This window comes from Gemmatimonadales bacterium (assembly GCA_036500345.1).
Classification (GTDB): domain Bacteria; phylum Gemmatimonadota; class Gemmatimonadetes; order Gemmatimonadales; family GWC2-71-9; genus Palsa-1233.
Window position 1 is genome coordinate 78,411 of the sequence record DASYCE010000010.1, and the last position, 12,622, is coordinate 91,032.

Annotated in this window: 12 protein-coding genes; 3 read left to right on the forward strand and 9 right to left on the reverse strand. The window is 66.0% G+C overall.

All coding sequences use genetic code 11. From position 1 onward, the window contains the following. Positions 1 to 4 precede the first annotated feature (4 nt). The 8 genes from VGM20_05435 to VGM20_05470 all read right to left on the reverse strand — a co-directional run bounded on the left by VGM20_05435 (position 5) and on the right by VGM20_05470 (position 8,596). Positions 5 to 712: a tetratricopeptide repeat protein gene (locus VGM20_05435; GenBank protein ID HEY4100304.1), complete on the reverse strand. Its 708-nt coding sequence runs from the start codon at positions 710 to 712 to the stop codon at positions 5 to 7. Beyond that, positions 702 to 1,640 carry a UDP-glucuronic acid decarboxylase family protein gene (locus VGM20_05440; GenBank protein ID HEY4100305.1) on the reverse strand — a complete coding sequence of 313 codons (939 nt, stop codon included), beginning with the start codon at positions 1,638 to 1,640 and terminating at the stop codon, positions 702 to 704. Before VGM20_05440 ends, VGM20_05435 begins: the two co-directional genes overlap by 11 nt. Then, positions 1,640 to 2,995 carry a UDP-glucose/GDP-mannose dehydrogenase family protein gene (locus VGM20_05445; GenBank protein HEY4100306.1) on the reverse strand — a complete coding sequence of 452 codons (1,356 nt, stop codon included), beginning with the start codon at positions 2,993 to 2,995 and terminating at the stop codon, positions 1,640 to 1,642. Before VGM20_05445 ends, VGM20_05440 begins: the two co-directional genes overlap by 1 nt. After that, a complete protein-coding gene (locus VGM20_05450) occupies positions 2,995 to 4,281 on the reverse strand; it encodes a nucleotide sugar dehydrogenase (protein ID HEY4100307.1) in 1,287 nt (428 codons plus the stop codon). Before VGM20_05450 ends, VGM20_05445 begins: the two co-directional genes overlap by 1 nt. Beyond that, positions 4,278 to 5,294, reverse strand: coding sequence for a Gfo/Idh/MocA family oxidoreductase (locus tag VGM20_05455; GenBank protein HEY4100308.1), 1,017 nt, complete (start codon positions 5,292 to 5,294; stop codon positions 4,278 to 4,280). The genes VGM20_05450 and VGM20_05455 overlap by 4 nt, the downstream gene beginning before the upstream one ends. Beyond that, positions 5,291 to 6,406, reverse strand: a complete 1,116-nt coding sequence (locus VGM20_05460) for a DegT/DnrJ/EryC1/StrS family aminotransferase (GenBank protein HEY4100309.1) — start codon at positions 6,404 to 6,406, stop codon at positions 5,291 to 5,293. Before VGM20_05460 ends, VGM20_05455 begins: the two co-directional genes overlap by 4 nt. A 216-nt stretch (positions 6,407 to 6,622) precedes the next feature. Beyond that, positions 6,623 to 7,195: a DapH/DapD/GlmU-related protein gene (locus tag VGM20_05465; protein ID HEY4100310.1), complete on the reverse strand. Its 573-nt coding sequence runs from the start codon at positions 7,193 to 7,195 to the stop codon at positions 6,623 to 6,625. A 72-nt stretch (positions 7,196 to 7,267) separates the two neighbouring features. After that, a complete protein-coding gene (locus tag VGM20_05470; protein ID HEY4100311.1) occupies positions 7,268 to 8,596 on the reverse strand; it encodes an alpha/beta hydrolase in 1,329 nt (442 codons plus the stop codon). A gap of 111 nt (positions 8,597 to 8,707) precedes the next feature. On the opposite strand from VGM20_05470, the gene VGM20_05475 reads away from it, so the two are divergent. The 3 genes from VGM20_05475 to VGM20_05485 all read left to right on the forward strand — a co-directional run bounded on the left by VGM20_05475 (position 8,708) and on the right by VGM20_05485 (position 11,711). Next, positions 8,708 to 8,893 (forward strand): hypothetical protein, encoded by a 186-nt coding sequence (locus VGM20_05475; protein ID HEY4100312.1) that lies wholly within the window; start codon positions 8,708 to 8,710, stop codon positions 8,891 to 8,893. Positions 8,894 to 9,350: 457 nt separating this feature from the next. Next, the gene (locus tag VGM20_05480) at positions 9,351 to 10,976 is read left to right on the forward strand and encodes a HAMP domain-containing sensor histidine kinase (GenBank protein HEY4100313.1); all 1,626 of its coding nucleotides are present in this window, start codon (positions 9,351 to 9,353) and stop codon (positions 10,974 to 10,976) included. Positions 10,977 to 11,003: 27 nt separating this feature from the next. Then, complete coding sequence (locus VGM20_05485; GenBank protein HEY4100314.1) at positions 11,004 to 11,711, forward strand: response regulator transcription factor; 708 nt, start codon at positions 11,004 to 11,006, stop codon at positions 11,709 to 11,711. 2 nt (positions 11,712 to 11,713) lie between these two features. On the opposite strand, the gene VGM20_05490 is transcribed toward VGM20_05485, so the two are convergent. After that, positions 11,714 to 12,622, reverse strand: a 909-nt coding sequence (locus VGM20_05490) for an NAD(P)-dependent oxidoreductase (GenBank protein HEY4100315.1), incomplete at its 5' end; no start/stop codon positions are given.

Below are 12,622 nucleotides of genomic sequence, written 5' to 3' on the forward strand. Positions count from 1 at the left end.
CCATTCACCCGGGAATGCGCTCCACCATGGCGAGATAGGCACCGACGCGTTCGAGATCGGGACGCGCTTCCCGGCACGCCCGCCAGGTATCGCGCGCTCCGGCAGTATCGCCGGCGAGGTATCGCGCCATGCCCAGCTGCACCTGCGCGTCGACCCAGTCGGGGCGCGCATCGAGTATCGCCTCGAGCTCTTCGCGCGCCTGCAAGGGATTCCCGGCTTCGAGGAGAAGTCGCGCGAGGCGCAGGCGGAGGTCATGGAACCCCGGTCCGAGCTGCACCGCGCGACGGTACTCCAGCACCGCGTCGGCCGGCGCGCCGGCTTCGGCGTAGAGATCCCCGAGATGGGCGTGCTCGTTGGCGAGACGCGCCGCCACCGGTGCGCTGAATCCTGCGATCGCCGGCCCTTCCGCTGCCGTTGCCGCCGCGAACGACGCCGCGGCCTCGGCGTCGCGCCCGAGCTGATTGAGGATCAACCCGCGATGCAGCAGCGCTTCGAGATACCGCGGGTTCAGCTCGAGGGCGCGATCGAACTCGCGGAGCGCCTCGTCGGGGCGCTCGAGCATCGAAAAGCAGAGCGCCCGGAGATGATGCACATCGGCGTAGGCGCGACCGGTTCCGGCAAGGTCCTCCAGCGAGAGGAGGGCGCCGTAGTAGTCGCGGTTCGCAAATCGCTCGCGCGCCGCATCGACCGTCGCGCGACCGCTAACGTCCACCCACGACCTCGCGGAAGTAGCTGATCGTCTTGCCGAGTCCCTCGCGCAGGGGAACCTTCGGCTCCCAGCCGAGGACTGCCTTGGCGTTGGTGATGTCGGGCTTGCGCTGCTTGGGATCATCGGCCGGGAGATCGCGATGCACCAGGCTCGACTTGGCACCGGTCAACTCGAGAACCAGCGATGCCAGTTCGAGCATGGTGAATTCGCCGGGGTTGCCGATGTTGGTCGGTTCGACGCGATCGCTCTTGAAGAGACGATAGATCCCCTCGACCAGATCGGAGACGTAGCAGAAGGAGCGGGTCTGCTTGCCGTCGCCGTAAACGGTGAGCGGTTTCCCCTCGATCGCCTGCACCACGAAATTGGAGACGACGCGGCCGTCGTGCGGACGCATCCGCGGACCGTAGGTGTTGAAGATCCGGACGATGCGTGTGTCGACGCCGATGCTGCGATGATACGCCATCGTCATCGCCTCGGCGAAGCGCTTCGCCTCGTCGTACATGCTCCGCTCGCCGATCGAATTCACGTGACCCCAGTACGTCTCCGGCTGCGGATGGACGTTGGGATCGCCGTAGACTTCCGATGTCGAGGCGAGGAGGAACCGCGCACCGCTGGCTTTCGCCAGTTCGAGCGCGCGCCGCGTCCCTTCCGAGCCGACGGCGAGGGTCTCGAGCGGAAATTGCTGGTAGTCGGGCGGACTCGCCGGCGATGCCATGTGGAGGACGCCATCGACCTTGCCGGCGACGGTGAACGGCTCGGTGACGTCGCACTCGCGAAAGTCGTAGTCCGGATTCCCCGCGAGGTGCGCGACGTTCTCCGCACGACCGGTGAGGAAGTTGTCGAGACCGAGGACCTGGTGACCATCGGCGAGAAAACGGTCGGTGAGATGCGAGGCGACGAACCCCGCTCCACCGGTGATGACGACGCGCATTACCCCTCGTCCCGAGCAACGCGAGGGATCGCGCCGCCTTGATGTGATTCCCCCGGAACCGGCCGCCCGATCCCGGCATACCGGAACCCGAGCTTCGTCACCCGCGACGGTTCGTAAAGATTGCGACCGTCCACGATGATAGGAGATTTGAGTGCCTGCTTGATTCGTTCGAAATCCGGCGTGCGGTAGACCAGCCATTCGGTCATCACACAGAGGGCGTCGGCGCCGGCGAGTGCGGCGTACGGATCGGGGGCAAATCGCACCCGGTCGCCCCAGATCCCGCGCGCCACCTGCATCGCCTCGGGATCGTGCGCCTGCACCGTGGCACCGGCGGCGAGCAACGCGTCGACGAGGGTCACCGCCGGGCTTTCGCGCATGTCGTCGGTGCCGGCCTTGAAGGCGAGTCCCCACACGGCGACAGTCTTGCCCGCAACACCGCCGGTGAGCCGATCGAGCTTGGCGAAGACGACCTGCTTCTGCCGATGGTTGACCGCTTCCACCGCATCGAAGAGTTCGACCGGCATCCCGGCGGTGCGCGCCGTGTGCATCAGCGCCTTCACATCCTTCGGGAAGCAGGAACCGCCGTATCCGGGGCCGGGAAAGAGGAACGCCGCTCCGATTCGCGAGTCGCTCGCGATTCCCTTTCGCACCGAAAAGACGTCGGCGCCGACGCGCTCGCAGAGGTCGGCGATCTGGTTCATGAACGAGATGCGCGTTGCCAGCATCGCGTTGGCCGCGTACTTGGTGACTTCGGCGGAGGGAATGTCCATGAAGAGGATCGGCGAGCCGCTGCGAACGAACGGCGAGTAGAGTTCGCGCAGCGCCTCTTCGGCGCGCGGGTCGTCGACGCCGAGGACGACGCGATCGGGCTTCATGAAATCGTCGATGGCAGCCCCCTCCTTGAGAAACTCGGGGTTGCTCGCCACCGCAAAGTCGCCCTTCGTCACCGAGCGGACCGCACCACGAACCTTCTCCGCGGTCCCGACCGGGACGGTCGACTTGGTCACGACCACCTTGAACCGATCGAGATGCTCACCGATCGTCTTCGCGACGTCGAGCACGTGCTGCAGGTCGGCGGAGCCATCTTCGCCCGGCGGCGTGCCGACGGCGATGAAGATCACGTCGCCGTGCCGGATCGCGGCCCCGAGGTCGGTGGTGAATTCGAGGCGTCCGTCGGCGCTGTTCCGTTCGACCAGCGGCTCGAGCCCCGGTTCGTAGATCGGCAGGACGCCGCGCTTGAGCCCCTCGATCTTGGCGGGATCACGATCGGCGCAGACGACGTGATTGCCGGTCTCGGCGAGGCAGGCGCCGGCGACCAGCCCGACGTACCCCGACCCGACGATGGTGACCCGCATCAGGCGAGCTTTGCGATCACGTGGCGCGTGTCCACGATGAGTTTCGCCGTCTTCTTGACCATCGGCCAGTCGATGTTCGAATGATCGGTCACCACGAGGATTGCATCGGCATCGCGGACGGTCTGCTCGGTGAGCGGAACCGACTTGTAGTCGTGACCGCCCTCGGAGAACTTCGCGACGTACGGATCGTGGTACGACACCTTCGCACCGTACTGATGCAGCAGGACGAGGATGTCGAGCGCCGGACTCTCGCGCAGGTCGTCGATGTCCTTCTTGTATGCCACGCCGAGCACCAGCACCTTGGCGCCCTTGATCGCCTTGCTGTGCTCGTTGAGCGTCTCCATCAGCTTGCGCACCCAGAAGAGCGGCATCTCGCTGTTGAGTTCGCCGGCGAGGTCGATGAACCGGGTCTTGTAGTTGAGGCCGCGCATCTTCCACGCGAGGTAGTGCGGGTCGATCGGAATGCAGTGGCCACCGAGTCCGGGACCCGGCAGGAACTTCATGAAGCCGAACGGCTTCGTCGCCGCCGCCTCGATCACTTCCCACACGTCGACGCCGAGCTTGTCGCAGACGATCGCCATCTCGTTGACGAGCCCGATGTTCACGCTGCGGAAGGTGTTCTCCAGCAGCTTGACCAGTTCGGCCGCCTCGGTGGTGCTCACCGGGACGAGGGTGTCGATCGCCGGCGCGTACATCGCGCACGCCACGCGATGGCAGTCCGCGGTGATGCCGCCGACGACCTTCGGCGTGTTCTTGGTGCCGTATTTCGGATTGCCCGGATCGACGCGCTCGGGCGAGAAGGCGAGGAAGAAATCCTCGCCGACCTTGAGGCCGGTGTCTTCGAGCGCGGGGAGCATGATCTCGCGGGTCGTCCCCGGATAGGTGGTGCTTTCGAGGATGATCACCTGGCCGCGGCGCAACGTCGCCTTGATCGCGTCGGTCGCCGCGACGATGAACGAGACGTCGGGATCCTTGTACTTCGACAGCGGCGTCGGCACGCAGATCGAAATCGCGTCAGCTTCGTTCAGCCGCGACGCGTCGGTGGTCGCCTCGAAATGGCCGCTCTTGCGGAGGTCGCCGACGTCCTTGTCGGAGATGTCCTTGATGTGCGACTTGCCGCTGTTGAGCCCGTCGACCACCCTGGGAAGCACGTCATAGCCGAGGACCTTGAATCCGGCTCGGCCGAGTTCCACGGCGAGCGGCAGCCCGACGTAGCCGAGGCCGACAATGCCGAAGGTGATGTCGCGCTTGCCGGCGCGTGCGATCAGGTCGTCTGCGAGTGTCATCCGGCCATCTCCACAGCCATCGGTATACCACCTGCGGCGAGCGACTTGCTGGCCGCTTCGAGAACCCGCACCACGCGAACTCCATCGGAGGCGTCGGTCCGCTCCGGCGCGGCGCCACGAGCGACGCGCACGAAGTGGGCCAGTTCGATCGGCAGCGGCTCGCCGCCCGGGATGCGGGGGATCGAGATATCCCCTTCCCGGAGGGTCAGCGATTCGGCCGCCGAAATGAACGCCTCCTTGCGATCGACACCCTTGTCATAGATCCGCAGCTTCTCGCGCGGCGCCATGTCGTCGAACACCGCCATCTGCTTCGACCCGACCACGGTGAGCTTGCGCTCCTTGTGGGGGTCGAGCCACGAGAGCTGCGCGTGTGCCACCACACCCGACGCAAAGGTCATGATCAGGAAGACCACATCCTCGATCCCGGGCTGCAGGTAGGCATGCCCGTGCGCTGCGACATGGGTCGGCGCTTCGCCGAGGAGGTGCAGCGCGATCGACACGTCGTGCGGACCGAGCGACCAGAGCGCGTTCTCGTCGGGCCGGACCTGCCCGAGATTGACGCGCTGCGAATAGAGATAGTATGGCGTGCCGAGCGAGCCGTCGGTGAGCTTCTTCTGCAGCAGCGCAATGATCGGGTGATGCACCAGGAGATGCCCCACCAGCAGCGGGACCTTCTTCTTCTCCGCGGCTTCGGCCATCGCTTCGGCGTCGCGCACCGACAGGGCAAACGGCTTTTCCACCAGCGCGGGGATCCCGGCCGCAACCGCTTCGAGTGCCAGCGGTGCGTGGGCCGGCGCCGGTGCCGCGATCACCACTGCCTCAACCTGCTTGAACAGCTCCGACGGTTGATCGGTGATCAGCGTGTCGGGGTACTGGGCAGTGAGTTTCGATCGCGTCGACGGGTTCGCGTCGCAGACCGCCGCGAGCTCGACGTCGGCCATCCCCGCCAGAGTCCTGACGTGATTCTTTCCCCAGGCCCCCGCACCGATCACGCCGACTTTCAACCGGCTCACCCGTAGAACTCCCGCACCGCGCTGACCACTTCGTCCTGCTGCGCATCGGTGAGTTCGGGATAGATCGGCAGCGAGATCACTTCCTTCATCGCCTGCTCGGTGACCGGGAGCGATCCCATCGTGTAGCCGAGATCGGCGAAGCACGGTTGCAGATGCAGAGCGGTGGGATAGTAGATCATGCAACCGATGTTGCGGCTCTGCAGGAACGCGCGAAGATCGTCGCGCCGCTCGACGCGAAGGGTGTACTGATGGAAGATGTGCTCGTTCGCCGGATCGGTGACGGGAGTCTTCACGGCGCCGAGCCCCTTGAACGCCTCGGTGTAGCGAGCGGCACGGGCGCGACGCCCGGCGCTCCACGACGCGAGATGCGGCAGCTTGCCGAGGAGGATCGCCGCCTGCAGCGTGTCGAGCCGCGAGTTGAGGCCGACCTCGTCGTGATGGTACTGCTTGGCGCCGCCGTGCAGACGGAGCCGCTTGAGCCGTTCGGCGAGCGCCTGATCCTGCGTGGTGATGATCCCGCCGTCGCCATAGCCGCCGAGGTTCTTGCTCGGGAAGAACGAGAAGGTGCCGACCAGCGGCAATTCACCCGCCATCCGCCAGGTGCCGTCGACCTTGCGCCGGGCGCCGATCGCCTGCGCCGCGTCTTCGATCACTGCGATGTTGTGCCTGGCGGCGAGCGGGAGGATCCGGTCGAAGGCCGCCATCTGACCGTAGAGATCGACGACCACGATCGCCTTGGTGCGCGGCGTGATTGCCGCGGCAATCGCATCGGGATCGATGTTGAATGTCGGGCCGTCGATATCGACGAAGACCGGCTTCCCGCCGCCGTTATGGATCGCGCCTGCGGTGGCGAAGAAGGTGAAGGCGGGTGCGATCACCTCGTCGCCGGGCTCGAGGTTGAGCGCCCGAATCGGGAGGAGGATCGCGTCAGTTCCCGAAGCACATGCAATCGCGTGCGCCGCGTGGGAGAGTTCGGCGATCGCCTTTTCGAGTTCCGCGATTTCGGGACCCATGATGAACTGCTGGCGTTCGATCACGCCCATCATCCGGGCCAGGACATCGTCTTTCACCGTCTGGTACTGCGCCTTCAGATCGAGCATCGGAACCGGCACGACACTACCTCAGCAGGCTGGGGGGTGAATCGGGCAACTGCAAGCCGGGTGTGAACTTAGCGGGGCCATGCATCGGAACCCAGAGGGATACCGGGCCGATCCGGGCGGACCGGCCGGGGCCGGGGTGAGCCGGTACTTCCGGGCATCGCGTAGATCGCGGCGGCACAGTGGGTTGAGGGGCACCCGGGACGATCGGTCCGGGCCCGGAACCTGATGTCACGGGAGGTGTTTGAGGGCCCCGTCGGCTTCGGAGTACTTCCAGCCGCATTCCCGGCAGGTCGCCGCCCCGTTCTGGACCGAGAGCCGGACACCGCACTGGCAGATCCAGCCGACCCGCCGCGCCGGCACCCCGACCATCAGCGCGAAATCGGGGACGTCGCTGGTGACGACCGCCCCGGCACCGATGAACGAGTATTCGCCGAGCGTCGTGCCGCAGACGATCGTCGCGTTGGCGCCGATCGACGTCCCCCGCCGGACCAGCGTCCTGCGGTACTCGTGCTTGCGCGAGACATGGCTGCGTGGGTTCATCACGTTGGTGAAGACGCAGCTTGGTCCGCAGAAGACATCGTCGTCGAGTTCGACGCCTTCATAAATCGAGACGTTGTTCTGGATCTTGACGTTGTTGCCGATGCGCGTCCCCGGCATGACGACGACGTTCTGGCCAAGGTTGCATCGCTCGCCGATCACCGCGCCCGGCATGACGTGCGCGAAGTGCCAGACCTTGGTGCCGTTGCCGATGGTGGCACCGTCGTCAACGTAGGCGGATTCGTGAATGAAGATGTCTGCCATCGATGCTCCAGTGGTGACGAGCCGGACGAGGGGCCCGGCCGGAGAAAGATAGGCGGCAGCGGAAGGGGGGACCTACGGCAGGTGCGACAGGACCCGAAGATGCTCGCGATCGCTTTTCATGAGATCGTCCCGACCCGATGCGTTCAGCGAGCTGTCACGTGGGGCAAGCTCCAGCGCACGCCGATAGGCAGTGATCGCACCGGTCGTGTCGGCGGCTGCGACCAATCCGTCGCCGTAGCTGTCGTACGCATTGGCCGAGGCTGGATTGACGTGAATCACCAGCCGAAACGCAGTCAGCGCCTCCGGTACACGATGCTCACCCAGGAACTGATACCCCAGGTTGTTCATCGCGCCGGGATCGACAACCACCTCGGTCGGCGCGTCCTTCCGGTATCGCTCGACCACCGCCGCCGCCGAGTCGAATCCGCGGGCGGTCGCAATTGCGACAAGCTCCGGTGCCGATGGCGCGGGCGGGATCGCGCGGGCGTACGACACGGCCGCGCCGGGGGCGTCCGACACCGCGGACACGAGGTGCTGCGACGCGGTTGAATCGCCGCGCAGCCTGGCGTCGAGAAAATCCGCCACCATGCGGCACGCCGCGACGTATCCGCGCGCGGCCGTGGTGCGCGTCCAGCCGGCGGTCTGAAACTGCGGGGGAATGGGGGGTTCGTGAAAGACGTCGGAGATCAGCGAATACGAGGTGAATTCACTGTGCCGGATGTGCCGCAACGTGATGAACGAGCGGTCGGAGTGGTACCACAGCTGCAGTGCCTGCAGGTCGAGTACCGTACCCTGCTCTCCCGCCGCCTTGCGAAGATCGAGCATCGACGCCGTCATCTTCTGTGGCGCATAGCTGTAAAAGCCGGTGAGCACATTTGTCGCGCCCTGGAATCCGTACGTGGCATCGAGTCCGATCACCGCCGCAACGTCGCCGTTGCGCATCCCCTCTGCCACCGCGATGACACCGCCCAGGCTGTGACCGACCGCCGCGACTTCTGTGGGCGAGACGGAGCGCTCGGTGCGCAATCGCCCCCAGGCGAATTCCAGGTCCCGTATCACCGCTTCCAGCCCGACAGCATCGCCCACAGCGTCGATCTGGTTTTCATCCACTCCATCCCACGGCACCGTCGCGACGATGTAGCCGCGACTGGCAAGCAACTCCGCAAGGACCGCCTGCGACGTCGATTCGGCATTGAGGCCGGCGACCATGAGGACGACCGGAAATCGCCCCGGCGCCGACACGGCGTTGCGTCGGGCGGCCACGTGTGTTGCGAGAAGGGCCGGGACCTCGGACGGCTGGACCGTCAGCGTCGCGATGATGCTGTCACGTCGGGCAAGTGCGTCGGCGTACGGGCGAAACGCCTGGGGCGCGATGAAGCGGGAGTAGTCGGCAAAAGTCATCGGGTCGCCGCCCGACCGCGCGGGATACCATATGGCCAAGCGGATTGGGCGACCGGTCGAGTCGGGCGAAAACGAACGCGCGTAGCTTCGTGTGACTCTCCATGTGCGCGAATGGTCGACGAGAAACTCGGTACGATACCCGACGACGTACTGACCGGGCTTGAGGCCATCCCACAAGGGAAATGGATTGATCTGCTGCGTCGACGCCGGTTGGGCCAGGACCGGCCGGAAGGCGATCGTCAGCAGAATCGCGATGCAGCTGCCGATAACTCCGTGCAGCCGGAATCGCCGACGTGAATTGAGCGCGTGATCTGCATGTGACGTTCGAATGTTCCGGGGGGATGTCCACACCATGATCGTACGGATCCTCGAGACGGGGCGATGCTGCCACGAGACTCTGGTCTTCGAAACGGAGACGCCACGAGAACTCGGAAGGTTGCACGCGCTGAACGCCTGCGCCGCCGGGGGCCCTCCTTACCGGACACAAACCGCCTTCTGACACCAGCCCTCTCCCGCATTTCCGGCCGGCGCCGCAGACTTCCCTCCGATGCTGAGGCCACACACTTGGCATCCAGTGCAGTGCATGTCGAAGGGCCGTCGGTTGTACCCTGTCGGGTCCGCAGAGCGCGGGTGAGGGGGTATGATCGGCGGTCCGACGTTTAAGTACCATTTCCTGACCAATCGGATCGCGGCGAAGCGCTAGTTTTGTCGCGTGACCCTGCCGAGACCGTCATCCCGCGATTTCCAGCGTCTGATGCGATCTGCGCGGCGCAACGAGATTCTCGTCGCCGGCGCGTTCGCGGTGGCAGTGGCGGTCCTGATCCTCGGCGCCTGGGCAGTCTGGCGCGCCGGAGAACGGCATCGCCGCACCGCCGACGAGGCGCTCCAGGACCAGGCGAGCTACATGGCGGGGATGGTCGCCTCGATTGTCACGGAACAGGGGTGGTTCTCCGCCCGGACGATGCTCCGCGCCTGGGACGAGACGATGCGAGGGCCGGGACCGCTGCCGACCACCGACAGCATCCGCCGCCGCGCCGCCCGCGAAGCGATCGGCCCCGACATGGTCGCCCTCGTCCCCCGGCGATTCTTTGCCGGCGACAACCATGGCTGGCACGGAACCGACGGCCCCGAACTCTCCGATGACGCCGTGCTCTCCGTGGTGCGTCGCAGCAGCATCGACACGCTCCCTGATGACGGCATGTTCCGGATGATGGTGATTCCCCACGGCGCCGACACGTCGCTCGTTTTCCTGATGGCCGCGTGGCCGGTCGCTCCGGGCCTTCGCTGGTACGGCTTTGAAGTCGGACTGACCGAATTCCGCAACAAGATCATCCTGCCGCGCGTGACGAGCCTGGCGTATTCGTTTCGCCATCTCCGCGATTCGCTCCGGCAGCGCCAGCCTGACTCCGACTCACTTCCGCCGGTCGCGATCTCGATCGTGACCGACGACAATCGCCTCCTCTACTCCACGCCGGTGCGACCCCATCCGCCGTGGATCGGATCTCGCAAGTTGACCGGTGGACTGGCGTCGACCGTGACATTGAGCGTGGAGCCGGCGGCGGTGCCGATCCTCATGCAGGGCGGATATCCGTCGAATTCCGCGGCGGCGATCGCGGTCACCTTTGCGCTCGGCGTCCTCCTCCTCGGCGCGGCCGCGACGCTGGCGTGGCGCACCCTTGCCGTCTCGCGGCAACGAGAGGAATTCACGTCGAGCGTATCGCACGAACTGCGCACACCGCTCACCAACATCCAGCTCTTTGCCGAGACGCTGCTGCTGGATCGCGCCCGGACGGTTGACGAGCAACGCGGTGCGCTCGAGACGATCACGCGTGAGACGCGGCGGCTGGTGCACATCGTCGAGAACGTCCTCGCCCTCTCGCGGCTCGGTCGCACGATGACCGTGGTGCGCCGCCCCGAACGGATCGATCAGCTGGTCCGCGATGTCGTCTCGTCGTTCGATCCGCTGCTGCGCAGCCACGACATCTCGGTGGAGGTGGCACTGGACGGCCATGAGACGGCGTCGGTCGACGGCGACGCGGTGCGGCGCATTCTGGTCAATCTGCTCGACAACGCCGTGCGCTATGGCCCGGAGGGACAGACGCTCCGGATCAGCGCGTCGAATCGTGACGGACGACTCGAACTCGCCGTGCAGGACGAGGGCCCCGGGATCCCGACGATCGATCGCGAGCGCATCTGGCAGCCCTTCGAGCGAGGCTCGACCAACGTCAATGGCGGCACCGGAATCGGTCTCGCGGTGGTCAACCAGCTGGTCAAGCTGCACGGCGGAACGGTGCGGATCGATACCGTGACTCCCGGGGCGCGATTTGTCGTGGTTCTTCCCGGCGTCGATACCCGGTCCGGCGCATCCACGCATGGCTGATCCGGGCCGCGCCACGAAAGGAATCTGATGTCACGCCGCATTCTTGTGATCGAAGACAACGCCACGATCGCCGAGGGGATCCGGATGAACCTCGCGGTGGAGGGATATGAGGTCGAAGTCGCCGCCACAGGCGAACGCGGCCTGACGCACGCACGTCGGTGGGATCCGCACCTCGCCATCCTCGACCTGATGCTGCCGGGGATGGATGGATACACCGTGCTGCGTACCCTGCGCGAAGAGGGGCGTGATCTCCCGGTGCTGATCCTCTCCGCGCGCGGCGCCGAGACCGATCGGTTGCGCGGCTTCCGCCTCGGCGCGGATGATTACGTCGTCAAGCCGTTCTCGCTTCCCGAATTGCTGGCGCGCGTGGCCGTGATGCTGCGGCGTCATGCACCGGAAGAGCGGCCGCAGGCCTCGCGGTCGTGGGAGTTCGGCGACGTGAGCGTCGACGCGGGGTCACGGGAGGTGCTGCGGCACGACGCAGTGGTCCTGCTGCGTCCCAAGGAATTCGACCTGCTTCTTGCGCTGCTGCGCCGCGACGGACGCGTCGCGACGCGGGCGGAGCTGCTGGATGAAGTGTGGCGCTACGAGCCCGACGTGGTGTCGCGCACCGTCGACGTGCACATTCTCGAACTGCGCCGCAAACTGGAAAGCGATCCGGCGCAGCCGCGGCACATTCTCACGGTGCGCAAGACGGGGTATCGCCTGGTGCGGGAGCCGCGGGAACTGCCGTAGGGCTACTTCCGCGCCCCGGTGCCGATCACCATCCAATCCTGATCGGCATCTCCCTTCGCAATCCATCGGTCCATCTCGGCGGCAATCGCCGGAAGAACGGCGAGCGGACGCTTTCCTTCCGCCGCTGATTCGATCATCAGCCGCGCATCCTTGCGGGCCATCGCCAAGGTCCAGGAGGGTTGCGACAGGTCGCCGTGGAGCATCCGGTTGGCGCGGCTGTCGAGACCACCGGCGGGGTTGAACCAGTTGAGCAGTTCGGCTGCGTCGTCGCCCGAGATCCCGCCCGCGCGCGCCAGCTCGAACATGTCAGCGATCCCGGCGCTGACGAAGATCAGCACCAGGTTCCCCATCAACTTGAACGACGCCGCGCGGCCGGGCTCGTCGCCGAGATAGATCAGCTTGCCGGTCATCGGTTCGAGGGCACCCTTGACGCGCTCGAAGATGGCGCGGTCACCCGACGCGAGCATCGAGCCGGTGGCGTTGAGCGCATTCGACGGCCCCATGAAGACCGGCGCGTGCTGAAACGCGATTCCGTCCGCGGTGAGACGCGTCGTCCGCGCGGCGGTCGGGACCGGTGCGGTGGTGGTGTGATCGACGATCACGGCGTTCGGTTCGAGTCCGGGACGCAACTGTTCGATGACAGCATCGACCGCGGCGTCATCCGATACGCAGATATGGACAAGCGACGCGCCGCGCACGGCGTCGGCGGGGTTATCGAATTGAATGGCGCCGCTGTCCGCCAGCTCGTGGGCGCGGGCGGCGGTGCGGTTCCAGACGTGCACCGTTTCACCGCGGCGACGAAGGGCACGGACGAATCCGCTGCCGAGAAGGCCGGTGCCGACGAAGGCGATCATCGAAAGCTCCAGAATGGTGAGGAACGGTACCGCGGACCAAGATAGACGGACTGGAAT